General features: G+C 67.2%; 23 protein-coding genes and 1 tRNA gene. 12 read left to right on the top strand and 12 right to left on the bottom strand.

Features of this window, described 5'->3' with window-relative positions; translation table 11 throughout:
* Positions 1-98: 98 nt before the first annotated feature.
* From hutU to hutI, 4 genes are read right to left on the bottom strand one after another with little or no spacing between them, the layout of a single operon-like run.
* A complete protein-coding gene (hutU, locus tag ACZK3J_RS14580; protein ID WP_478476010.1) occupies positions 99-1,766 on the bottom strand; it encodes a urocanate hydratase in 1,668 nt (555 codons plus the stop codon).
* Positions 1,763-2,617 (bottom strand): N-formylglutamate deformylase, encoded by an 855-nt coding sequence (gene hutG / locus ACZK3J_RS14575; RefSeq protein WP_478476009.1) that lies wholly within the window; start codon positions 2,615-2,617, stop codon positions 1,763-1,765. The genes hutU and hutG overlap by 4 nt, the downstream gene beginning before the upstream one ends.
* The gene (gene hutH, locus ACZK3J_RS14570; protein WP_478476008.1) at positions 2,614-4,155 is read right to left on the bottom strand and encodes a histidine ammonia-lyase; all 1,542 of its coding nucleotides are present in this window, start codon (positions 4,153-4,155) and stop codon (positions 2,614-2,616) included. Before hutH ends, hutG begins: the two co-directional genes overlap by 4 nt.
* Entirely contained in the window at positions 4,152-5,375 is a 1,224-nt protein-coding gene (gene hutI, locus ACZK3J_RS14565) for an imidazolonepropionase (protein ID WP_134951393.1), read from the bottom strand. The genes hutH and hutI overlap by 4 nt, the downstream gene beginning before the upstream one ends.
* Positions 5,376-5,442: 67 nt before the next feature.
* Here hutI and ACZK3J_RS14560 point away from each other — a divergent pair, with 67 nt between their 5' ends.
* From ACZK3J_RS14560 to ACZK3J_RS14545, 4 genes are all read left to right on the top strand, one after another.
* The gene (locus ACZK3J_RS14560; protein ID WP_134951392.1) at positions 5,443-6,813 is read left to right on the top strand and encodes a formimidoylglutamate deiminase; all 1,371 of its coding nucleotides are present in this window, start codon (positions 5,443-5,445) and stop codon (positions 6,811-6,813) included.
* A 28-nt stretch (positions 6,814-6,841) separates the two neighbouring features.
* Positions 6,842-7,570, top strand: coding sequence for a histidine utilization repressor (gene hutC / locus ACZK3J_RS14555; RefSeq protein WP_134951391.1), 729 nt, complete (start codon positions 6,842-6,844; stop codon positions 7,568-7,570).
* A 73-nt stretch (positions 7,571-7,643) separates the two neighbouring features.
* Positions 7,644-7,826 carry a type II toxin-antitoxin system HicA family toxin gene (locus tag ACZK3J_RS14550; RefSeq protein WP_107433137.1) on the top strand — a complete coding sequence of 61 codons (183 nt, stop codon included), beginning with the start codon at positions 7,644-7,646 and terminating at the stop codon, positions 7,824-7,826.
* Positions 7,827-7,849: 23 nt separating this feature from the next.
* On the top strand, positions 7,850-8,227 hold the full coding sequence (locus ACZK3J_RS14545; protein ID WP_239509172.1) for a type II toxin-antitoxin system HicB family antitoxin: 378 nt from the start codon (positions 7,850-7,852) through the stop codon (positions 8,225-8,227).
* Positions 8,228-8,346: 119 nt separating this feature from the next.
* Here the strand turns inward: ACZK3J_RS14545 and ACZK3J_RS14540 are convergent, their stop codons facing one another.
* The 3 genes from ACZK3J_RS14540 to ACZK3J_RS14530 form a co-directional block, all read right to left on the bottom strand.
* Positions 8,347-9,354, bottom strand: a complete 1,008-nt coding sequence (locus ACZK3J_RS14540) for a restriction endonuclease (RefSeq protein ID WP_478476007.1) — start codon at positions 9,352-9,354, stop codon at positions 8,347-8,349.
* Positions 9,355-9,591: 237 nt separating this feature from the next.
* Entirely contained in the window at positions 9,592-10,083 is a 492-nt protein-coding gene (locus ACZK3J_RS14535; RefSeq protein ID WP_049399651.1) for a phasin family protein, read from the bottom strand.
* A gap of 80 nt (positions 10,084-10,163) precedes the next feature.
* A complete protein-coding gene (locus tag ACZK3J_RS14530; protein WP_277778202.1) occupies positions 10,164-10,439 on the bottom strand; it encodes a polyhydroxyalkanoic acid system family protein in 276 nt (91 codons plus the stop codon).
* A 125-nt stretch (positions 10,440-10,564) separates the two neighbouring features.
* On the opposite strand from ACZK3J_RS14530, the gene ACZK3J_RS14525 reads away from it, so the two are divergent.
* The 4 genes from ACZK3J_RS14525 (at position 10,565) to aroA (ending at position 15,551) form a co-directional block, all read left to right on the top strand.
* Positions 10,565-11,371 carry an FHA domain-containing protein gene (locus tag ACZK3J_RS14525; protein ID WP_032127717.1) on the top strand — a complete coding sequence of 269 codons (807 nt, stop codon included), beginning with the start codon at positions 10,565-10,567 and terminating at the stop codon, positions 11,369-11,371.
* A 459-nt stretch (positions 11,372-11,830) separates the two neighbouring features.
* On the top strand, positions 11,831-12,916 hold the full coding sequence (gene serC / locus ACZK3J_RS14520) for a 3-phosphoserine/phosphohydroxythreonine transaminase (protein ID WP_478476006.1): 1,086 nt from the start codon (positions 11,831-11,833) through the stop codon (positions 12,914-12,916).
* Positions 12,917-12,967: 51 nt separating this feature from the next.
* Complete coding sequence (gene pheA, locus ACZK3J_RS14515) at positions 12,968-14,167, top strand: prephenate dehydratase (RefSeq protein WP_478476005.1); 1,200 nt, start codon at positions 12,968-12,970, stop codon at positions 14,165-14,167.
* A gap of 76 nt (positions 14,168-14,243) precedes the next feature.
* Positions 14,244-15,551, top strand: coding sequence for a 3-phosphoshikimate 1-carboxyvinyltransferase (aroA, locus tag ACZK3J_RS14510; RefSeq protein ID WP_478476004.1), 1,308 nt, complete (start codon positions 14,244-14,246; stop codon positions 15,549-15,551).
* A gap of 272 nt (positions 15,552-15,823) precedes the next feature.
* Here aroA and ACZK3J_RS14505 read toward each other — a convergent pair whose 3' ends face one another.
* On the bottom strand, positions 15,824-16,396 hold the full coding sequence (locus tag ACZK3J_RS14505) for a TonB family protein (RefSeq protein ID WP_279943126.1): 573 nt from the start codon (positions 16,394-16,396) through the stop codon (positions 15,824-15,826).
* A 119-nt stretch (positions 16,397-16,515) separates the two neighbouring features.
* On the bottom strand, positions 16,516-17,154 hold the full coding sequence (locus ACZK3J_RS14500; RefSeq protein WP_478476003.1) for an energy transducer TonB: 639 nt from the start codon (positions 17,152-17,154) through the stop codon (positions 16,516-16,518).
* A gap of 113 nt (positions 17,155-17,267) precedes the next feature.
* Here ACZK3J_RS14500 and serS point away from each other — a divergent pair, with 113 nt between their 5' ends.
* A complete protein-coding gene (serS, locus tag ACZK3J_RS14495; RefSeq protein WP_032129791.1) occupies positions 17,268-18,548 on the top strand; it encodes a serine--tRNA ligase in 1,281 nt (426 codons plus the stop codon).
* Positions 18,549-18,845: 297 nt separating this feature from the next.
* Here serS and ACZK3J_RS14490 read toward each other — a convergent pair whose 3' ends face one another.
* Together ACZK3J_RS14490 and ACZK3J_RS14485 are read right to left on the bottom strand one after the other, a co-directional pair.
* Positions 18,846-19,196, bottom strand: a complete 351-nt coding sequence (locus tag ACZK3J_RS14490) for an SH3 domain-containing protein (protein WP_049460795.1) — start codon at positions 19,194-19,196, stop codon at positions 18,846-18,848.
* 221 nt (positions 19,197-19,417) lie between these two features.
* On the bottom strand, positions 19,418-20,005 hold the full coding sequence (locus ACZK3J_RS14485) for an FMN-dependent NADH-azoreductase (protein WP_134951004.1): 588 nt from the start codon (positions 20,003-20,005) through the stop codon (positions 19,418-19,420).
* A 122-nt stretch (positions 20,006-20,127) separates the two neighbouring features.
* Between ACZK3J_RS14485 and ACZK3J_RS14480 the strand changes: the two genes are divergently transcribed.
* Positions 20,128-21,120 carry a LysR family transcriptional regulator gene (locus tag ACZK3J_RS14480; RefSeq protein ID WP_005410175.1) on the top strand — a complete coding sequence of 331 codons (993 nt, stop codon included), beginning with the start codon at positions 20,128-20,130 and terminating at the stop codon, positions 21,118-21,120.
* Positions 21,121-21,201: 81 nt separating this feature from the next.
* Here ACZK3J_RS14480 and ACZK3J_RS14475 read toward each other — a convergent pair whose 3' ends face one another.
* Positions 21,202-22,272: a DUF4241 domain-containing protein gene (locus ACZK3J_RS14475; RefSeq protein WP_414578320.1), complete on the bottom strand. Its 1,071-nt coding sequence runs from the start codon at positions 22,270-22,272 to the stop codon at positions 21,202-21,204.
* 123 nt (positions 22,273-22,395) lie between these two features.
* On the opposite strand from ACZK3J_RS14475, the gene ACZK3J_RS14470 reads away from it, so the two are divergent.
* Positions 22,396-22,485 (top strand) — tRNA-Ser (locus tag ACZK3J_RS14470).
* A 155-nt stretch (positions 22,486-22,640) separates the two neighbouring features.
* Entirely contained in the window at positions 22,641-22,769 is a 129-nt protein-coding gene (locus tag ACZK3J_RS14465) for a hypothetical protein (RefSeq protein WP_478476002.1), read from the top strand.
* Positions 22,770-22,774: the final 5 nt, after the last annotated feature.

Below are 22,774 nucleotides of genomic sequence, written 5' to 3'. Positions count from 1 at the left end.
GGTCAAGGGCACCGATTCCCGCATCAGGGAGAGCCGGCCAGCGGCCGGCACTACCCTACGTTTCCGGTAGTGCCGGCCGCTGGCCGGCACCCCTGCGATCAGCCCAGGATTCCTGGCAGATCCAGCCCCTTTTCCTTCGCGCAGTCGATCGCGATTTCATAGCCTGCATCGGCATGGCGCATCACGCCTGTGGCCGGGTCGTTCCACAGCACGCGGCCAATCCGCTTGGCCGCGGCCTCGGTGCCGTCGCAGACGATCACCATGCCGGCGTGCTGCGAGAAGCCCATGCCGACGCCACCGCCGTGGTGCAGCGACACCCAGGTCGCGCCGCTGGCGGTGTTGAGCAGGGCGTTCAGCAGCGGCCAGTCGGACACCGCATCGGAGCCGTCGGCCATCGCTTCGGTTTCGCGGTTTGGCGAGGCAACGCTGCCGCTGTCGAGGTGGTCGCGGCCGATCACCACCGGCGCCTTCAGTTCGCCGTTGGCGACCATCTCATTGAACGCCAGGCCGAGACGATCGCGGTCGCCCAGACCCACCCAGCAGATGCGCGCGGGCAGGCCCTGGAACTTGATCTTTTCGGCGGCCATGTCCAGCCAGCGGTGCAGGTGCGGGTTGTCCGGAATCAGTTCCTTCACCTTGGCATCGGTCTTGGCGATGTCTTCCGGGTCGCCGCTCAGTGCGGCCCAGCGGAACGGGCCGATGCCGCGGCAGAACAGCGGGCGGATGTAAGCTGGCACGAAGCCCGGGAAATCGAAGGCGTTGGCCACGCCTTCTTCCAGCGCCATCTGTCGCAGGTTGTTGCCGTAGTCCACGGTCGGCACGCCCAGTGCGTGGAAGCCGAGCATGGCGCGGATGTGGTTGGCCATCGACGCGCGCGCGGCTTTCTCCACTTCCTTGGGCGCGGAGACACGTTTCTCATCCCACTGCTCGACCGTCCAGCCCTGCGGCAGGTAGCCGTTCACCGGGTCGTGCGCGGAGGTCTGGTCGGTCAGCAGGTCCGGCTTCACGCCGCGCGCCAGCAGTTCGGCCAGCACGTCGGCGACATTGCCGAGCAGGCCCACCGACTTCGGCGTGCCAGCCTTGCATGACTCGTCGATCAGGCGCAGCGCTTCGTCCAGATTGTCAGTCCAGGTATCCAGGTAGCCGGTGCGCAGGCGCATGTCGATGCTGCTCTTGCGGCACTCGACGGCCAGGCAGGAGGCGCCGGCCATCACTGCAGCCAGCGGCTGCGCGCCACCCATGCCACCGAGGCCACCGGTGAACAGCCACTTGCCGGTCAGGTCGCCGCCGAAATGCTGGCGGCCCATCTCCACGAAGGTCTCGTAGGTGCCCTGCACGATGCCCTGCGCGCCGATGTAGATCCAGCTGCCGGCAGTCATCTGGCCGTACATGGCCAGGCCCTTCTTATCCAGTTCGTTGAAGTGGTCCCAGTTGGCCCAGCGTGGCACCAGATTGGAATTGGCGATCAGCACGCGCGGCGCATCGGCGTGGGTGCGGAACACGCCCACCGGCTTGCCCGACTGCACCAGCAGGGTCTGGTCGTCGTCCAGGCGCTTGAGCGTTTCGACAATGGCGTCGAAGCTCTCCCAGTCGCGCGCGGCGCGGCCGATGCCGCCGTACACCACCAGTTCCTGCGGCCGTTCGGCCACGTCCGGGTGCAGGTTGTTCATCAGCATGCGCAGCGGCGCTTCGGTCAGCCAGCTCTTGGCGTTGAGCGTGGTGCCGGTCGGCGCGGCAATGGTGCGGGTCGGGTCGTTGCGGGTCATGCGGCGCTCCGGTTCGTAGCGAATTCAAGACAGGCGTTGAGCACCTGCGCCAGGGTGTGGCGCAGCGGTGCGGCGTGGTCGGGGTCGAGCGGGGTGGGCCAGCTGTGCTCGTCCACCTGGTCCGGCAGGGGTTCGTGCATGTAGCCGCGGCAGGCCAGTTCCATCTGCAGGCTGTGCACGCCGCCGGCGACGTTGCTGTAGTGGCGGGTGATCCAGCCGCCCTTGAAGCGGCCGTTGCGCACCTGGCTCATGCCACTGATCTTCAGCAGGTTCTCCACCACATCGCTCAACGCGTTGTCGCAGGAGGTGTCCGGCGCGCCGGAGGGGCCGGCGGTACCGAGATTGAACTGCGGCAGTTCACCGTCGAACAGGTGCGGGATATGCGAGCGGATCGAGTGCGCGTCATACACCACGACAGTGCCGAACTTCGCGCGCAGGCGCGTGATCTGTGCGGCCAGCGCATCGTGGTAAGGCAGGAAATACGTGTCGCGGCGACGGGCGATTTCCGTTTCATCCGGCTCTCGGCCCGCGTGGTACAGCGGCTGGTTGTCGAAGGTGGTCAGCGGGCACAGGCCGGTGGTGTTCTGGCCCGGGTACAGCGACACGCCGCTGGGATCGCGGTTGAGGTCGATCACCGAGCGCGAGATCGCCGAGCGCACCGTGGTCGCGCCCATGCCGCGCACGAAGTCGTACAGTTCGTGCACCCACCAGTCGGCATCGCGGCGGGCCAGCCACGGTGAGTGGTAGTCGCCGATCAGGTCGTGCGGCAGTTCGCTGCCCGTATGCGGGAAGCTGACGATCAACGGGGCATCGCCCTCGTGCACCGTCAGCCATTCGGGATGGGTATTCATGCCTGCGGTTCCACGGTTGGCAGCAGCTCCGCCAAGCCCTGTGCCAGCGCGCCACTGCGGACCAGGTTCGTGGCGGTCACCATGTCCGGGTGGAAGTAGCGATCTTCTTCCAGCGTCGGCACCTGCGCACGCAGGGTGGCGCGCACGGATTCGAGCGCGGCACTGGAGCGCAGCGGCGCGTGGAAGTCGCAGCCCTGCGCGGCGGCCAGCAGCTCGATGCCGATCACGTTGGCGGCGTTCTCGGCCATCTGCATCAGGCGGCGTGCACCGTGCGCGGCCATCGACACATGGTCTTCCTGGTTGGCCGAGGTCGGAATCGAATCAACACTGGCCGGGTAGGCGCGCTGCTTGTTTTCCGAGACCAGCGCCGCGGCGGTCACCTGCGGAATCATGAAGCCGGAATTCAGGCCCGGGCGTGGGGTCAGGAACGCCGGCAGGCCGGACAGCGCCGGGTCAACGAGCATCGCCAGGCGGCGCTCGCTGATCGAGCCGATCTCGCACACCGCCATCGCCAGCATGTCGGCGGCGAAGGCCACCGGTTCGGCGTGGAAGTTGCCGCCTGACAGTGCCTCGCCGGTATCGGTGAACACCAGCGGATTGTCGGACACGCCGTTGGCTTCGATTTCCAGCGTGGTCGCGGCCTGGCGCAGGATGTCCAGCGCTGCGCCCATCACCTGCGGCTGGCAGCGCAGGCAATACGGGTCCTGCACGCGCACGTCGTTGTCACGATGCGATTCGCGGATGTCCGAGCCCTGCATCAACGTGCGCAGGGTGGCGGCCGTGGCGATCTGCCCGCGCTGGCCGCGGATGGCATGGATGCGCGGGTCAAACGGGGTATCCGAGCCCTTGGCCGCTTCCACCGACAGCGCGCCGGTGATCAACGCGGCCTGGAACACGGTCTCGATCTCGAACAGGCCGGCCAGCGCATAGGCGGTGGAGAACTGGGTGCCGTTGAGCAGCGCGAGGCCTTCCTTCGCGCCCAGCTCGATCGGCTGCAGGCCGGCACGTGCCAATGCATCGGCTGCCGGCAGGCGCTCGTCACCGATAAAGGCTTCACCCACGCCCAGCATCACGCTGGCCAGGTGCGAGAGCGGCGCCAGGTCACCCGAGGCACCCACCGAGCCCTGTGCGGGCACCACCGGCAGCACGCCCTTGACCAGCATTGCTTCCAGCAGCAGCAGGGTTTCCTCGCGCACGCCCGAAGCACCCTGCGCCAGGCTGACCAGCTTCAGCGCCATCATCAGGCGCACCACGCTGGCAGGCATCGGCTCGCCAACACCGGCAGCGTGCGAGAGCACGATGTTCCGCTGCAGGGTAGCCAGGTCCTCGCGCTCGATGCGCACGCTGGCCAGCTTGCCGAAGCCGGTGTTGATGCCATAGACCGGCGCGCCCTTGGCGACGATGGCGGCCACGGTCGCGGCACTGGCACGCACCACCGGCAGCGCGGCCGGGTCCAGTGCAAGCGGCGCACCGCGATAGGCCTGCCGCCACTGGGCGAGAGTGACATGGCCGGGGCGAAGAACCAGGGTGTTGCTCATGTGTTGCTCCAGGAGGCAGGCAGGTCGGGCTGTCCGCGCACCACGCGCGCGTGCAGCGGGTTGAATCCAATGCGATAGACCAGATCGGCGGGGGCGTCGATGTCCCAGATCGCCAGGTCGCAGTCCATGCCGATGGCGAGGCGACCGACGCGATCGCCACGGCCCAATGCGCGCGCCGCCTCACGGGTGAAGCCGGCGATGCATTCGTCCACGGTCAGGCGGAACAGGGTCGCGCCCATGTTCATCGCCAGCAGCGGGCTGGTCAGTGGCGAGGTGCCGGGGTTGCTGTCGGTGGCCAGCGCCAGTGGCACGCCGGCCGCGCGCAGCGCCGCAATCGGCGGCAGGGTGGTATCGCGGGTGAAATAGAAGGCACCGGGCAGCAGCACCGCCACGGTGCCGGCCGCGGCCATCGCGGCGATGCCGGCATCGTCCAGGTGTTCGATATGGTCGGCCGAGAGTGCACCGAAGCTGGCGGCCAGTTCGGCGCCATGCTGGTTGCTCAGCTGCTCGGCGTGGATCTTCACCGCCAGCCCGTTGGCGCGCGCCGCTTCGAAGACCTGCCGCGCCTGCGCCGGCGAGAAGGCGATGTTCTCGCAGAACACGTCCACTGCTTCGGCCAGGCCTTCGGCGGCGATGGCCGGAATCATCACGTTGCACACCTCGTCGGTGTACTCCTGTGCTTCGCGGCCCGGCGGAATCGCGTGTGCGCCGAGGAAGGTGGTCACCACGTTGACCCGGCATTCCTCGCCCAGCGCACGCGCCACCTGCAGCTGTTTGCGCTCGTCGGGCAGGGTCAGGCCGTAGCCGGATTTGATCTCGAGGGTGGTCACGCCCTCGGCGCGCATCGCCAACAGGCGCGGCCGGCTTTCGCGGGCCAGCTGTTCCGGCGTGGCGGCGCGGGTGGCGCGCACGGTGGAGACGATGCCGCCGCCGGCACGGGCGATGTCGGCATAGCTGACGCCCTGCAGGCGCTGCTCGAACTCGTTGGCGCGGTTGCCGGCGTAGACCAGGTGGGTGTGGCAGTCGATCAGTCCGGGCGAAATCCAGCGGCCTTCGCCGTCGATGCGGGTGGTCGGCTGCAGGTGGGCATCGCTGCCGGCGGTGCCGACGTGGACGATGCGGCCATCGGCGCAGGCCAGGACGCCATCGCGGATGACACCCAGCCCCTCGCCATCGAGGGTGATCAGGTGGACGTTGGACCAGAGGGTATCGACGTGCATGGCATCCACAACGCGGCTGTGCTTATATGTCTATACAATATAGGCGTCCATTTCGGGTTGTCCAGCCATGTCCGATTCGCGTTCCCCGCACAGTTTCCATGCCGCCCACGCCCTGCTGGTCGAGGGTTGGGCCCGCGATGTCCGCCTGCAGGTGCAGGACGGTCGCTTCACGGCGATCAGTACGGGGCAGGGCGCGCAGGCGGGTGATACCCGTGTCGGCATCCTGGTGCCGGGCCTGCCCAACCTGCACAGCCATGCCTTCCAGCGCGGCATGGCCGGGCTGACCGAGATCGGCGGCGGCGACGGTGACAGCTTTTGGAGCTGGCGCGAGCTGATGTATCGCTTCCTGGCCCATCTGCGCCCGGACGCGGTGCAGGCCATCGCCGCCCAGGCCTACATGGAAATGCTGGAAAGCGGCTTCACCCGCGTCGGCGAATTCCATTACCTGCACCATGATGCTGACGGCCGGCCGTATGCCAACCGTGCCGAGATGAGCGCGCGGATTGCGGCGGCGGCCGACCAGACCGGCATCGGGCTGACCCTGCTGCCGGTGTTCTATGCGCATGCCGATTTCGGCGGAGCGGCACCGAACCCCGCGCAGCGACGCCTGATCCACGACGTGGACGGCTTCGCGCAGCTGCTGGACGCCACCAAGCCGTCTTTGGCCGCGCTGCCCGATGCGGTGCTCGGCATTGCCCCGCACAGCCTGCGTGCAGTCACCGGCGAGGAATTGAGTGCTTTGCTGCCGCTTACCGACGGCCCGGTGCACATCCACATCGCCGAACAGGTGCGCGAGGTGGAGGCCTGCCTGGCCTGGAGCGGCCAGCGCCCGGTGCAGTGGCTGTACGACCATGCGCCGGTGGATGCGCGCTGGTGCCTGGTGCATGCCACCCACATCACCGACGATGAGCGCGCCGCCATCGTGGCCAGCCAGGCGGTGGCCGGCCTGTGCCCGATCACCGAAGCCAACCTTGGCGACGGCCTGTTCCCGATGCAGGCGTTCGCGCGCGAAGGCGGTCGCTTCGGTGTCGGCTCCGATTCCAATGTGCTGATCGACGCGGCTGAAGAACTGCGCCTGCTTGAATACGGTCAGCGCCTGACCCTGCGCGGGCGCAATGTGCTGGCTCCGGATGCCACCCGCAGCACCGGCCGCTTCCTGTTCGAGGGCGCACTGCAAGGCGGTGCACAGGCCCTGGGTGTGGCCGCCGGCCTGCAGGTCGGCGCCAGTGCCGACCTGGTCGAGCTGGATGCCGCACACCCCGCGCTACAGGCGCGGCAGGATGACGCATGGCTTGACAGCTGGGTGTTCGCCGCACGTAATGGCGCGCTGCGATCGGTCTGGCGTCATGGCCGCCAGTGCGTGGCCGACGGCCGCCACCTGCAGCGCGAGGCGATCACCACCGCCTTCGCTGCCGCCCTGCGTGGCGTGCTGGGCTGATCGCCTCCCGCCGCCGAGACCCCATCACGTGAAGGCCAGCAAGTCCGCCACGCTCAACCAGCGTATCCGCAGCGATCTGGAAAGCCGCATCCTCAGCGGAGAGTGGGCGCCGGGCTTCCGTATTCCGTACGAGCACGAGCTGATGGAGCAGTACGGCTGCTCGCGGATGACGGTGAACAAGGTGCTGACCGCGCTGGCCGAGAGCGGCATGATCGAGCGGCGCCGCCGCGCCGGTTCGTTCGTGGCGCGGCAGCCCCCGCACCTGGAGCAGGTGGCGCTGGAGATTCCCGATATCGCGATGGAGGTCGGCTCGCGCGGCCATCAGTACGCCTATCGTCTGCTGCAGCGCGAGCTGCGCCTGGCCGACGCTGGCAATGCCGGTGAAGTGGAGCTGGCCGGCCAGGAGAGGCTGCTGGCGATGCGCTGCCTGCACCTGGCCGATGGCCGTCCGTTGGCGCTGGAGCACCGCCTGATCAGCCCGGTGGGCGTGCCCGAGGTGCTGGAGGTCGATTTCAGTACCACCGCGCCGGGCAGCTGGCTGCTGCAGAACGTCTCGTGGACCCGTGCCCAGCACCGCATCAGTGCCTGGGGCGCGGATACCGCCACCGCCAAGCTGCTGGAGGTGAAGCCGGGCACCGCCTGTCTGGTGATCGAGCGCCTGACCTGGCGCGGTGAGCAGCCGATCACCCGTGTGCGCCAGGTGTTCCTCGGCGACGCCTGGGACCTGGTGGCGCGCTTCGCGCCTGGGGCAAGGTAGGGTCGACCCCGCTCGGGACACGCTGTCGCCTTGAACTCTGTCGGGGCGTGTGTACGATGTGTATCGTCCCCGCATGAAGAGCAGGGATCTCATCCGGGATCTGGAGGCGGCAGGTTGGACCTGTCGCCGGATTCGCGGATCCCATCATGTATTCGTGCACCCGCAGCACCCTCACATCATCACCGTGCCTCACCCAAGGAAGGATCTGGGCAAAGGGCTGGTGCAGGCGTTGCGGAAGCTCGCAGGACTGACGTAGGAGGGCCCATGCGATATCCAGTCTTGATCGAGGCAGGTGATGAGCGCACCGCGTGGGGTGTGGTCGTTCCGGATCTGCCGGGGTGCTTCTCGGCGGCCGACACGCTTGATGATGCGCTCACTGCGGCGGAAGAGGCCGCGCTCGCCTGGATTGATGCGGCCCTGGATGAGGGACGCTCGATTCCGACACCTTCGGCACCGCAGAAAATCGCCGCCGAGGCATCCAAGGACATCCGTTGGATTCTTGCGTACATCTGCATTGATCCGGCCCTGCTGGACGACACCATCGAGCGGGTCAACATCAGCCTGCCACGCCGGATCCTGGCGAGGCTGGATGCGCAGGCCAGAGCGGCAGGTGAATCGCGCTCCAGTTACATCGCCCATCTCGCAGCATTGGGCTGAGCAGGCGCCATGTAGAGCCGAGCCATGCTCGGCTGCTGTTGGCGCGATGCGCGATGAGTCGAGCGTGGCTCGACGCTACAGAGGCATCCACGCATGGCGTGGATCTACAGACACCCCAATCAATACGTAGCGCACTGCCGCCAGCGTACGGGCTCATCCACGCCAGGGCGGGCGTTGAGCTGGATGCGCACGTTACGCAGGGCGGGGTAGTGCAGCACTTCCTCGCAGACCTGCGGCCACACCGCGTCCAGCTCGCCGGTGCGGTTGATCGCCAGCGTCTGCCGGGTCAGCCAGACACCGCTGGCGATGCCGGGCTTGCCAGCCAAGGCACGGGACAGATCGGCCTGGAAACGCTCGAGCGTGGCGGCATCCGGGTTGGGATTGCTGCGCGCATCGGTTGAGGGCGTCGGCGCAGGCGCCGTGGTCGGCGGTGTGGTGGCGGGGGCCGGCGCCAGTTCGGGCGCCGCTTCAACCGCAGGCGCAACCGGCGCGGGGGTGTGCGCCACCTCGGCAACAGGCGCGGTGTCCTGCACATGCAAGCCTTGCAGGCTCAATCCCACCAGCAGGCCCAGCGTGACCGCGCCGAGCGCGGCAATGGCGATCCGGCGCAGGGCTTCATGACGGGCACTGGCGCGCACACGGGTTTCGATTTCTGCCGGCAGATAGGGCTGCAGCAACGGCCACAGGCGCGGGCCGTCCAGCACCTCGACGGCCTGCTTCTCGGCGGCGCTGCGGCCGTCGCGTTCGATCCGGCCCTCGGTCAGCAGCACGCCGCCCTTGGCGCCGGCCAGGCGCGCGGCCGCGCCCAGTTCGTTCACTGCGGCGGTACCGATGCGGTAGGCCAGGCCGTGCTTGCAGGACACCAGCCACTGGTTGGGACCATCGCTGAGCAGGAAGTCGCTGCTCGGCTCGCGGGACTCCTCGGCCGGGTCGTTCAGTTCACGCAGGCCGCGCTGTTCGCGCAGCATGCGTTTGACCAGCACTGAGAATTCGCGCCAGTGCATGCCAGCCAAGGCCTGCAGGCCGAGTTGCATCTCCTTCTGCCGCCGCTTGATCCACCACAGATAGACAACGGCCAGGGAACAGGTAAGCAGGGCCGACAGCAGGGCCAGGATCCAAGGGAGCATGCAGGAGGTGCGCGGAAGGGGCGAATGCGGAGGACGACAGTGTAAAGGTCGTGCCGCATCGCTGGGTCAGGAGGTTCCTGACAGGAAACGTGATGGCGCGCGCAGATCGGTATACGGCGGGCACGAAAAACCCGCCAATCCTGAAGCCGTGAGGGGAGGGAACAAACGGCAGCCGAAGCGATTGGCGGGTTGCTCGCGATTGTCAATCAAAATTTATTGCATTGCAACAATGGTCGGTCAGGGCACGCTGCCTGGCGACTGATGGCTGCCCGGTGCAGGTGCATCAGCGCCCGAGGCGTCGCGATTCTCCAGCTTGGCCAGGCGTGCCTGCAGTGCGTCGATGCGCGCCTCCAGCGCAGTCACCTCGTCGGCGGTGGGCACGTGCAGGCGCTTGAGTACGCCCTGCACCTGGTCGTCGAACGCCTTTTCGACCTTGTTCCAGGTACCGGAAGCCTTCTCGCGGGCCTCGTCCAGCGACGTTTCAACGTTGTCGCGCCAGCCCGGGCCCTGTTCGCCGTTGCGTTCACGGCGGCGGGCTTCCCAAGCTTCGCCTTCCTTCACCAGGCCGTCGAAGAAGCGGCTGCCTTCGGCCTGTGCACGGCCAAGAGCGCCCAGGCCGGCCAACCAGACCTGCTGCGCCGAGTCACTCAGCTTGCGCGAGAAGCGCTCGGCCTGGTCACCGAAAGAGGCGTCGTCGTTGCGGCGGTCGTCGTTCTCGTAGTGGTTCATCGCACTTCCCGTGGGAGTTGGGCCTGCCCCGAGAGTAGCGCGCGATGGCGTTGCACGGCCGTGACGGCCGCCGCCGGGGTTCAGCCCAGCTTTTCCTTCAGAACGCGCTGGATCTCGCCTTCGACCATGCCCTTCATCGCCGACAGCAGGAAGCCCAGCTTGGCCGTGACGCGCACGGCGCCCGGCTGCAGTTCGATCGCACCGTCCACGCCGCTGCCGGAGAAATTCAGTACGTCGGCAGTCCAGGACGACTTCAGGCCGAAGCGCTCGGACAGCTTGGCGGCGACCTGTTCGATCGCGGCGCGCGCCTGCGTATCGGGCAGGGCGTGGGCGTGGCGGACATCGATGGTGGACATGCAGGCTCCTGGCGCAAAGCGGGGATGATCAATGAGGGCGAGCATTGTGCGCATCGAGGGCCTTCGCGCCAAGCACTCATCGTGGGTTCTTCTTCGTTGGCGACCAACCTGCTAGGCTGCGCCGCGTGCAGAACCTGCTTGTTCACTTCAGCCAACAACAACAGCCCGACCAGCCGCTGCGGCCCGGGGTGCAACGCATCGTGCGCCAGGCCAATGGCAGTGTGAGGCTCGGCGACGCCGGCCACGGTGCCCTGCTGCTGGCGCAGTTCTGCGTGGATGATCGCGGCCTCTGGCTGCAGGTCGGCAACGGTATCCGCGGCATTCATGTGAACGGTCGCCCGGTGCGGCGCATGGCGCTGCTGCGTGCGGGCGATGCGGTGTATGTGGACGGCGTGGAAATGGTCCTGCAGGGCGAGGTGGAGAGCCTGCTGCAGGCCCCCGCACCGAACAGCGGTGACGGCACCAATGAGCAGCAGCGCCTGCTGCGCGGTGTCGGTGGCCTGCACCATGGCCGCAGCTTCACGCTGTCGCGGTCCCGCCTGATCGGCCGCGGTGGCGACGCTGACATCGAGATCAATGAGCCGGCCTTCGCCGAACAGCACGCCCGCGTGGAAGTGCATGGCGAGCGCGTGCTGTTGCGTGACCTGGGCAGTGCCGATGGCACACGGGTCAATGGCGTGGCCGTGCGCCACTGCTGGCTGCAGGCCGGCGACCAGGTGGTGTTCGATGGCCAGCACCGGTTCGTGCTGGAAGTGCCGCATGACCCGCGCCGGCGCCCGCTGCCGGATGAAGACGAGTCCAGCCAGGACGCCGAGCAGGCGCCGGTGCTGCCGGCCGCGCCGCGCAAGGTCCGGCGCTGGCCGTGGCTGCTGGTGAGTGCGCTGCTGCTGGCTGCACTGCTCAGCCTGCTGCTCTGGTTCGGCGCGCGCTGATCTGAACCGGCCGTATCCGCTCTGGTAGGTGCCGACCTTGGTCGGCACGCTCCTTCGGCGGGGATGACGCCTGACGGCGTACGCCGACCAAGGTCGGCGACTACCGGGGCATTGCTGCTGGCCTGAGTCCGCTGGATCCGCTCTGGTAGGTGCCGACCTTGGTCGGCACGCTCCTTCGGCGGGGATGACGCCTGACGGCGTACGCCGACCAAGGTCGGCGACTACCGGGGCATTGCTCCTGGCCTGAGTCCGCTGGATCCGCTCTGGTAGGTGCCGACCTTGGTCGGCACGCTCCTTCGGTGGGCACGACGCCTGACGGCGTACGCCGACCAAGGTTGGCGACTACCGGCGCCTTGCTGGCGGCCAATGGATTCCAATGAAACCAAATTTCCCTTGCGCCACAAGGCCGCAAGGCTGGTGCACTGCGGCATACTAGGGGTCTTGCCCCACAGGTGTGACATGACGCGCGCGTTCAACTTCAGTGCCGGCCCTGCGACCTTGCCGGAATCGGTCCTGCGCCAGGCGCAGGCGGAAATGCTGGACTGGCACGGTACCGGTGCCTCGATCGTGGAAATGAGCCATCGCGGTGCGGAGTTCATGTCCGTGGCCGCCGAGGCCGAGGCCGACCTGCGTCGACTGCTCGATATCCCCGAAGACTATGCGGTGCTGTTCCTGTCCGGTGGTGCCACCACCCAGCAGGCGCTGATCCCGCTCAACTTCGCCACCCCCGGCCAGCGTGCCGATTACGTGGTCAGTGGTCACTGGGGCAAGACGGCGGTCAAGCAGGCCGGTGTCTACGTCGACGTCAACATCGCCGCCAGCAGCGAGGCCGATGGTTACCGCACGCTGCCGCCGCGCGCCGACTGGCAGCTGTCGCCCGATGCCGCCTACGTGCACATCACCGCCAACGAAACCATCCACGGCGTCGAGTTCCGTGATGTGCCCGACACCGGCAGCGTCCCGCTGGTCGCCGACTTCAGCTCGTCCATCGCCAGCGAACCGCTGGATGTGCGCCGTTATGGCGTGATCTACGCCGGCGCGCAGAAGAACCTGGGCCCGGTCGGCATCGCGGTGATGATCATCCGCCGCGATCTGCTGGAGCGCAGCGGCCAGCCGCGCGCGGACATCTTCGACTACCGCTCGCATGTCGCCCGCGATTCGATGCTCAACACCCCGCCGACCTGGAACTGGTATCTGGCCGGCCTGGTGTTCAAGTGGATGCTGGCCGAAGGCGGCGTGGCCGAGTTCGCCAAGCGCAATGCCGCCAAGGCAGCGCTGGTGTACGGCGCCATCGACGGCTCCGGCGGCTTCTACCGCAACGAGGTCGCACACCCGGCACGCTCGCGGATGAACATCCCGTTCTTCCTGCCCAATGCCGAGCTTGATGCCCGTTTCGTCGCCGAAGCCAAGGCCGCCGGCCTGCTGGCGCTGAAGGGGCACAAGGTGGTCGGGGGCATCCGCGCCTCGCTGTACAACGCCATGCCGCTGGCCGGGGCCGAGGCGCTGGTCGCCTTCATGGCCGATTTCCAGCAGCGTCACGGCTGAGCAATGAACGGCGCGCACCGTCGGGTGCGTGCCCCGCAACAAGGAACTCCGATGGCAAGCAGCAAATCCAGCAAGAAGGCGCCGAAGAATGCTGAACCGGCCAAGGACAGCGCGCCCACCAAGGCGAAGGGCAAGGCCAAGGCCGCGTCGAACCCGGCACCCACCCTGGCGCCGCTGGCGCTGGCCGATGTGCGCTCGAAGATCGACCAGATCGACCGCGACATCCAGAGCCTGATCGCCGAGCGCGCGCGCTTCGCCCACCAGGTCGGCAAGGCCAAGGGCAAGCTTGCCGCCGCCGTCGACTACTACCGCCCCGAGCGCGAAGCGCAGGTGCTGCGCATGGTGGTGGACCGTAACGAAGGCCCGCTCAGCGATGAGCTGCTGGTGCACGTCTACCGCGAGATCATGTCGGCCTGCCTGGCCCAGCAGGAGCCACTGAAGATCGGCTACCTCGGCCCGGAAGGCACCTTCAGCCAGCAGGCGGTGCTCAAGCACTTCGGCCGCTCCGCGCTGGGCCTGCCGATGGCCAGCATCGAAGAAGTGTTCCAGGAAGTGGAAGCGGGCAACGCCGATTTCGGCGTGGTGCCGGTGGAGAATTCGGGGCAGGGCACCATCCAGATCACTCTGGACATGTTCCTGACCTCCAACCTGAAGATCTGTGGCGAAGTGGAACTGCGCGTGCAGCAGTACCTGATGTCGCGCAGCGGCCGCATCGAGGACATCGAGCGCATCTACGCACACCCGCAGTCGTTCATGCAGACCTCGGCGTGGCTGCGCGCCAACCTGCCGAAGGCCGAGAAAATTCCGGTGTCGAGCAATGCCGAAGGTGCGCGTCGTGCGCGCAACGCCGACGACGCAGCGGCCATCGGTGGCGAGAGTGCCGGCCACGTGTACGGCCTGAAGAAGGTGGTCACCAAGCCGATCCAGAACGATGCCGACAACACCACCCGCTTCCTGGTGGTGGGCCGGAATATCTTCCCGACCTCCGGCCACGACCGCACCTCGGTGCTGGTGTTCATCCATGACAAGCCTGGTGCGCTGTTCGACGTGCTCAGCCCGTTCGCCCGCCACGGCATCAGCATGAACCGCATCGAGTCGCGGCCGTCGCACCACGGCAAGTGGGAATACGGCTTCTTCATCGACCTGGCCGGCCACATCGACGATGCGCCGATGCAGGCCGCGCTGGCCGAACTGGAAGCGCACTCGGCACAGATCAAGGTACTCGGCTCCTATCCGGTGGCCGTGCCCTGAGTGCTGCTGCGGCGGCCACGGCCGCCGCTCCCTGATGCATCGCCGGCGCTGCCGGCGTTTACGGAACGATCGAACGATGAGCAACGCGCAACACTGGATCGCCCGCAAGGGCCAGCCGCTGCAGGGCAGCCTGACCATTCCCGGCGACAAGTCGGTCTCGCACCGCTCGGTGATGTTCGCCGCGCTGGCCGATGGCACCTCGCATATCGAAGGTTTCCTGGAAGGTGAGGACACCCGCGCCACTGCGCGCATCTTCAGACAGCTGGGCGTGCGCATCGAAACCCCCAGCCCGTCGCAGCGCATCGTGCACGGCGTCGGTATCGACGGCCTGAAGGCGCCGGATGCGCCGCTGGACTGCGGCAACGCGGGCACCGGCATGCGCCTGTTGGCCGGTCTGCTGGCCGGCCAGGCATTCGACTGCACGCTGATCGGCGATGAGTCGCTGTCCGGCCGCCCGATGCGCCGCGTGACCGGCCCGCTGTCGCAGATGGGCGCGAAGATCGACACACAGGAAGACGGGACGCCGCCGCTGCACGTGCATGGCGGCCAGACGCTGCACGGCATCGACTTCGCCTCGCCGGTGGCCAGCGCGCAGATCAAGTCGGCGGTGCTGTTGGCCGGCCTGTACGCGCAGGGCGAAACCCAGGTGACCGAACCGCACCCGACCCGTGACTACACCGAGCGCATGCTGTCCGCGTTCGGCGTGGACATCGAATTCTCGCCCGGCAAGGCACGCCTGCGTGGTGGTCAGCGCCTGCGCGCGACTGACATCGTGGTGCCGGCCGACTTCTCTTCGGCCGCGTTCTATCTGGTGGCTGCCAGCATCATTCCGGACTCCGAGCTGCGTCTGAAACAGGTCGGCCTGAACCCGCGCCGCACCGGTCTGTTGCATGCGCTGCGCCTGATGGGGGCGGATATCACCGAAGAGAACCAGGCCGAGCAGGGCGGCGAACCAGTGGCGGACCTGGTGGTGCGCTACGCCCCGCTGAGGGGTGCACGCATTCCGGAAGCACTGGTGCCGGACATGATCGACGAGTTCCCCGCGCTGTTCGTGGCCGCTGCGGCCGCCGAAGGCCAGACCGTGGTCAGCGGGGCCGCCGAACTGCGGGTAAAGGAATCCGATCGTCTCGCCGCGATGGCGACCGGCCTGCGCGCGCTGGGCATGCAGGTGGACGAAACCGAAGACGGCGCCACCCTGCACGGCGGTGTGCGCCTGGGCAGCGGCACCATCGAAAGCCACGGTGACCATCGCATCGCCATGGCCTTCGCCATCGCCGGCCAGATCAGTGACGGCGAAGTGCGCATCAACGATATCGCCAACGTCGCCACCTCCTTCCCGGACTTCGATGGCCTGGCGCGCAGCGCCGGGTTCAACCTGGCCTGAGCGGCCACGCCCGGCAGATGACGTAACCCGGTGGGTGCCAACCTTGGTTGGCACGCTCACATCACCCGATAGGTGCCGACCTCGGTCGGCACGCTCATATCGCCAGGTAGGTGCCAACCTTGGTTGGCACGCTCACATCACCCGGTAGGTGCCGACCTTGGTCGGCACGCTCATATCGCCCGGTAGGTGCCGACCTTGGTCGGCACGCCTTTCCGCATAAAAAGACGGAGGCCGAAGCCTCCGTCGAAACATCACGAACCCCTCGTCCGCGATCAACGCTGCTCGGTGCGGAAATCCACCGGGACCCGCACCACGCTTGCTACTGCGCGGCCGTCATGCACCGCAGGCTGGAACTTCCAGTTCTGCACGGTGTTCAGCACCGCACGGTCCAGGTCGCGGCTGCGCTCGCCGCTGCGCGAAACAATCGCAGCGTTGGCGACATTGCCACGGGTATCGACATTCAGGCTGGCGATCACGCTGCCCTGCACGCCACTGCGCAGTGCGGCAGCGGGGTAGGTGGGCATGCGGTTGCTGGCCAGCGGGCGTGCTTCGCGATTACGCGCTACCGGCGTAGTCTTGTGCTGGCTGGAGGCCGGGGCGGCCTGGCGCGTTGCAGGTGCTGCTGCATCGGTCACCGCAGCCTGCTCAGGGGCGGGCAACATGCGCTCACCGACCGGTGCCGGCGCCACATCCTCCTGGTTGGAATGGCGCAGCCACAGCAGGGCGGCCGCAAACATCGCCACAATCAGCGCGATCCACATCCAGGGCGACGTGGGCTTGTGCTGCACGCTCGAATCCTGCTGCAGCTGCGGCGAATGAAGGTCTTCGTGGGTGGTGGCAGTCATCGCAAACTCCTTCCGTCAACTGACGACGTGGGAAGTGTTGCCCGAGCCATGGACGGGAAGTGTCAGCGCTGCGTCAACGCCACCGGCAGGGTTCAGTTTGCTTGCCGGGAAGCGTTCAGTTACTGCGTCTTGAAGTCGAACGGCACTTCAATGCTGCCGGGCACGGCCTGGCCATTGCTCTGCGCCGGGGTGAAACGCCAGCGGCGTACCGCGTCGGTGGCGGCACGGTCGAGGTCGCGTGAACCACTGCGCTGGATCACTGTGGCGTTGTTGGGATAGCCGGTGGCGTCCACATCCACGCGTACCACCACGGTGCCGGTTTCGCCGGCGCGCAGGGCGGCGGCGGGGTACGACGGCGGCGGCGACTGGCCGGCAATCGGCATCGGCTGGCTGTTGCCGGTCGCAGCCTGCGCAGCGCCCGGGGCGGCCGGGGCCGGCTCGGCGATCGGGGCGGGTGGCGGCGGAGCGGTTTCGACCAGCTTCGGCGCTTCTTCCTCCACCGGTGCCGGCTTGGCGTCAGGCATGTCGCTGGAACCGGCCGCAGCGGCCAAGGGTTCCGGCAGGGGCTCGACCTGGGCGGTTTCCTGCGGGGTCTGTGCGGCCGGGTCGGCGCGGAAGAACTCCTTGTCACGGCCGGTCAGCCAGACCAGCACGAACAGCAGCACGCCCACGCCGAAGGCGATGCCGGCGATCTTCAGGGCGTTGCGCGGGATATGCACAGTGAACGACTTGGCGGACGACGAGCGGGGTGCAGACATGGACCGGACCAGTACGGAATAGCCCGATTCTGCCACGCCGGGAATGAACCGGGCGGCAGAAATCCGTATAACAAGCGATAATCCCATCCCTGATACCCACCACGACACCTGCCATGCTTGATCCAGCCCTGCTCCGCCACCAGCCCGCCGACCTCGCCGAACGCCTGCGCACCAGCCGCGGCTTCGAGCTCGACGTGTCTGCCCTGGAGTCCCTGGAGGCTGATCGCAAGCGCATCCAGGTGCGGACCCAGGAGCTGCAGAGCCTGCGCAACAGCCGTTCCAAGGCCATCGGCCAGGCCAAGGCCAAGGGCGAGGACGTCTCGGCCATCATGGCCGAGGTCGCCGCCTTCGCCGACGAGCTGAAGGCTTCGGAAGTGGCGCTGGACGAGCTGCGCGAGAAGATCGACGCCATCTCGATGGGCATTCCGAACCTGCCGGCCGATGACGTGCCGGCCGGTGCCGACGAGAACGACAACGTCGAACAGGCGCGCTGGGGAACCCCGCGTCAGTTCGACTTCAAGGTGCTCGATCACGTCGAACTGGGCGCCCGCAATGGCTGGCTGGACGGCGAGACCGCGGCCAAGCTGTCCGGTTCGCGTTTCACCGTGCTGCGTGGCCCGATCGCGCGCCTGCACCGCGCCCTGGCCCAGTTCATGGTCGACCTGCACACCGGCGAGCACGGCTACGAGGAAACCAACGTACCGCTGCTGGTCAACGCCGACTCGCTGCGCGGCACCAGCCAGCTGCCGAAGTTCGAGGACGACCTGTTCAAGACCGCCGTGGGTGATTCCACGCGCTACCTGATCCCGACCTCGGAAGTGCCGCTGACCAACATCGTGCGCGATGAGATCGTCGATGCCGAACGCCTGCCGCTGCGCATGACCGCCCACTCGATGTGCTTCCGTGCCGAGGCCGGCAGCGGTGGCCGCGACGTGCGCGGCATGATCCGCCAGCACCAGTTCGAGAAGGTCGAGCTGGTCTCGATCAGCCGCCCGGAAGACAGCGACGCCGAACACCAGCGCATGACCCGTTGCGCCGAAGTGGTGCTGGAAAAGCTGGGCCTGCCGTACCGCAAGGTGCTGCTGTGCACCGGCGACATGGGCTTCTCGGCGGTGAAGACCTACGACCTGGAAGTCTGGCTGCCGTCGCAGGAGACCTACCGCGAGATCTCCTCGTGCTCGAACTGTGGTGACTTCCAGGCCCGCCGCATGCAGGCCCGCTGGCGCAACCCGGCTACCGGCAAGCCGGAGCTGGCGCACACGCTGAACGGCTCGGGCGTGGCGGTGGGCCGCGCGATGATCGCGGTGATGGAGAACTACCAGAACGCCGACGGCAGCATCACCGTGCCGGAGGCCCTGCGCCCGTACATGGGTGGCCTGGAAACCATCGGCTGATAGCCTGATGGGGTGGGGTGGGTGCCATGCTTGCATGGCACTTGCTCTGGCTCTGGTGGGTGCCATGCTTGCATGGCACTTGCTCTGGCTCTGGTGGGTGCCATGCTTGCATGGCACTGCTCTGGATCTGGTGGGTGCCATGCTTGCATGGCACTGCTGCGGCTCTGGTGGGTGCCATGCTTGCATGGCACTGCTGCGGCTCTGGTGGGTGCCATGCTTGCATGGCACCGTATCCACGCATGGCGTGGATCTACAATGCGGGCTACATCCACGCCATGCGTGGATGAGCCACCGTGATCACTCCACAACCCGCACCTTCTCCAACGGCACCCAGCCCGGTTCGCCCGTCTCCGGCACGCACCACGCCCAGCCATTGAGCGTGCGCTCGCCACGCAGCAGCTGCCCGGGATCCACATCCAGTTCGCGCGCACAGTAGTCTTCCGTGGCAAATGCGCCACCCTGCGCGTCGCGGCCGATCACCGGCGCGGGCACGAATCCCGGCTGCTGGCCCTCTGCCTCGCACAGGAACCAGTCTTCCCAGCCTTCAGGCCCTTCATAACGTTCGCCCACCACCAGCGCCTGGCCACGGCGCAGGGTGATCGGGTGCGGAAATTCGCTGCGGTGTGCAGTGGTCACGATGTAATTCATCGCCCCAGCCTAACGTTCTGGTGAGCGTCGCGCATGGCAGCGTATCCACGCGCACGCGCGGTAGAGCCACGCCACGCGTGGATGACATAGCGCTCAGTCCATACGCCACAAAAAAACGGCCCCGCAAAGCGGGGCCGCCGGGGGGCCGGGATGGGGGAGGGGATCCCGGCCCGCGTTCAGCGCCCAGACGAGGAGAGAGTGGCGCCGAACGCTGGAACGCATTACGCCGCGGCGGCCTCGGCCGCTTCGTGCGACGGCAGCGCAGCCAGTGCGCCGGCAATGGCGTCTTCGCGGTGCTGCGGCGAGTAGGCGATGCCTTCGGCGCGTACGAACTCGACATCGTTGATGCCCCAGAAGGCAAACGTCTGGCGCAGGAACGGCTCCTGGAAGTCCGCGGGCGAATCGGTGTAGATGCCGCCACGGCTGCTGGCGATGATCACCCGCTTGCCACCGGCCAGGCCGACCGGGCCGTTCTCGGTGTACTTGAAGGTGCGCCCGGCCACGGCCACGCGGTCGATCCAGGCCTTCAGGGTGGACGGAATGCTGAAGTTGTACATCGGCGCGCCGATCACCACGATGTCGGCCGCCAGGAACTGCTCGAGTACCTGTTCAGCATCGGCGGCTTCGGCAGCGTCGGTTTTGGCAAGCGATCCGCTGCGCAGATGCGGTACCGGATTGGCGTCAAGATCGCGATAATCAACCTGCAGGCCGTCGATCTGCTGAGTGAACTGGGCCACCACGGCGGCGGTCAGGTGGCGGGAGACGGAGTTCTCGCCAAGCACGCTGGCGTCGATGTGCAGAAGCTTCATGGCAGTACCTATGTTCGGGAGAGGTGGCGGACTTGCCGCCGACGGAGAGAACGATAGGTTGTTGCAAAGGCGGGATAAAGGTGGTTGAATGCCACGTATTGTTCTAGATATGGAACTCGGGCATGCATGACCTGAATGATCTGTACTACTTCGCGATGGTGGTCGACCATGGCGGATTCGCCGCCGCCGAGCGCGCACTGGGTATCCCCAAGTCGCGCCTGAGCCGCCGCATCAGCCAGCTGGAAACCGATCTGGGCGTTCGCCTGCTGCAGCGCTCCACGCGTCGTTTCGCCGTCACCGATGTCGGCACCAGCGTGCACCGCCACGCGCAGACGATGCTGGCCGAGGCACAGGCCGCACGCGAAGTGGTGGACCGCCTCAGCGCGGAACCGCGCGGCGTGGTGCGCGCCAGCGTGCCGGTGTCGCTGGCGCAGATGCAGCTGCCCAAGCTGCTGCCCAAGTTCCTCGAGCAGTATCCGAAGGTGCGGCTGCAGCTGAACATCAGCAACCGCCGCGTGGACATCATCAATGAAGGCTACGACGTGGCCCTGCGCGTGCGCTCGCGCCTGGACGACGATGGCAGCCTGGTGATGCGCAGCTTCGGACAGGTGCAGGAACTGCTGGTGGCCAGCCCGAAGTACCTGGATCGCGCCGGCCGGCCGAAGGATCCTGAAGAGCTGACCCAGCACGTCACCCTAAGCATCAGCGAAGACGAAGCACGCCAGCGCTGGGAGCTGCATGGCCCGGAAGGCGAAGTGCGCCGGGTCGACCTGCAGCCGCGCGTGGCCGGCTTCGACTTCCCGCTGCTGCAGAGCATGGTGAAGGACGGCTTCGGCATCACCATGCTGCCGGAAACCGTGTGCGCCGATGCGGTGCGCAACGGCGAACTGGAAGTGGTGCTGCCGGACTGGTCGCTGCCGCAGGGCGTGTGCCATGCCGTGTTCGCCTCGCGCCGCGGCTTGCTGCCGGCGGTGCGCGTGTTCATCGACTTCCTGGCCGAGCACCTGCCGCCGCAGCTGGAGGCCTCGCGCCTGGATTGCGGTGGCGCCTGTGAAAAGGCCAAGGAGCGGATCAAGGCCAGTGCGCTGGGCGCGTTGGCGGTGGATGCGGGCTGAGGCACCTGGCCGCAACCGCACCGCCAATCTGTGAAACGGTAGCGCCGGGCCATGCCCGGCGTTGCTGCTTTCCGGCCCCGGTCACTTCCGGCCGAACAGCCGATCCCAGAAGCTGCGCCGCGGCGGTGCGGCCGGCCTGGGCTCGGCAACGACCGGCGCTTCCAGCACCGCCATCAGTTCCGCGCTGCGTGGCTTCTTCAGGAAGCGCGCGTAATCCAGATAGCTTGTCACCTTGCTCATGTGCAGGCGCTCGGGCATTGCGGGCAACGGTCCGCCCTGCAGCAGCACTTGCAGTGCCTGTGGGCGGTCCAGGCGGATCGCCTCGAACAGGGCGGTGCCGCCGCAACCGGGTTCGATCTGGTTGGCGCGTTGTGGCGCATCCTTCAACAGCTCTCGCAGCGCATCCGGGTCGTCGCGGTCCACGGCGGCAACCAGCCGTGCCAGCGCTTCAGCTTCTTCGGGTGGAAGGCTATCGCGATAGGCCTGGTCGGCGATCTCGCGCTCGTCGCGCCCGTCACCGCCCTGGATGCACAGGAAGTCGGTGACCAGGGCGACCGGAATGCCGGAGGTATCCAGCGCCCAGTAGCTGGGATAGACGCCGTCGCCCCAGCCGCTGGTGAATACGACCAGGCCGTGTGGAGAGTCCTCGCCCCAGGGGCGGTACTCGGCGCCTTCATCCAAGCCGTCATGGTCGATCAGCGCATCCGACCATTCGCTGTCTTCGTCGCCATCGGCCTGTTCGATCAGGGCCAGCAGTGCCTGCTGGGTGTCGGTGTCCATGAAGCAGCCGATGCCGGCGTCGACCGGATAGCCAATGAAACTGTCCTCATCCAGGCCGGTCAGGTCCTGCGTGGTCCAGCGTGCCATCTGCCAGTGCAGGGCAGACGCAGTGAGGGCTTCGCGGGGCTTGAACCAGACCACGGCCAGCGCCGGGCGGCCGCTGTGCACGATGATTTCGACCGGATGCCGGCCCAGCGGGGCGGTGTAGTCGGCCAGCGCGGGCGCCTCGGCCTGGACCAGTGGATCGCAGACCACCAGATGCCCACTGCTGACCGGCAGGTGCCCGGCGAAAGTGCGGTGCAGGGCCACTGCGGCCAGCTGGGTGTCGTCCAGCAGGGTGGTGCGCAGGTTGGCCAGATCGAGGTGGGCCATGGGGGCTCCGATTGCAGTGAAGGCCCCACCGTGCCGGATGCGAAGGGCGGGGGCAAGGTGGTCTTGGGCAAATGCTCTTCACGTGCGAGAATACGCCGCTGCCCGGGCGACCGGGACCCGATTGGAGAGATGGCCGAGCGGTTTAAGGCACCGGTCTTGAAAACCGGCGAAGGGTTAAACCTTCCGTGGGTTCGAATCCCACTCTCTCCGCCAAGCCTTAGTAAGTGATTGTTTTTAAACAACATTTTTTGAGATCTTGAAGGGCGGCTTGGGGCACAAATCGGGGCACAACTCCGATGCGATTACCAAGCTATCTCACTCGCTCTTCCACTGGTCGCTACCAGTTTCGCATGCGCGTTCCAACGGACATGCGCGGCATCGTCGGCAAAGCTTTCGTCAAGCATCCCTTGGGTATTCACCTGCATGGCGCCAGAGTGGCTGCCTTGGGCATGGCACAGCGTTATGCTCAAGCATTCGATGCCATCAGGGTGAAGTGACCCCC

It is taken from the genome of Stenotrophomonas sp. 86428_Sma, assembly GCF_056481585.1.
The sequence above is the reverse complement of the archived record's forward strand: the minus strand, read 5'-3'. Positions and strand labels throughout refer to the sequence as shown.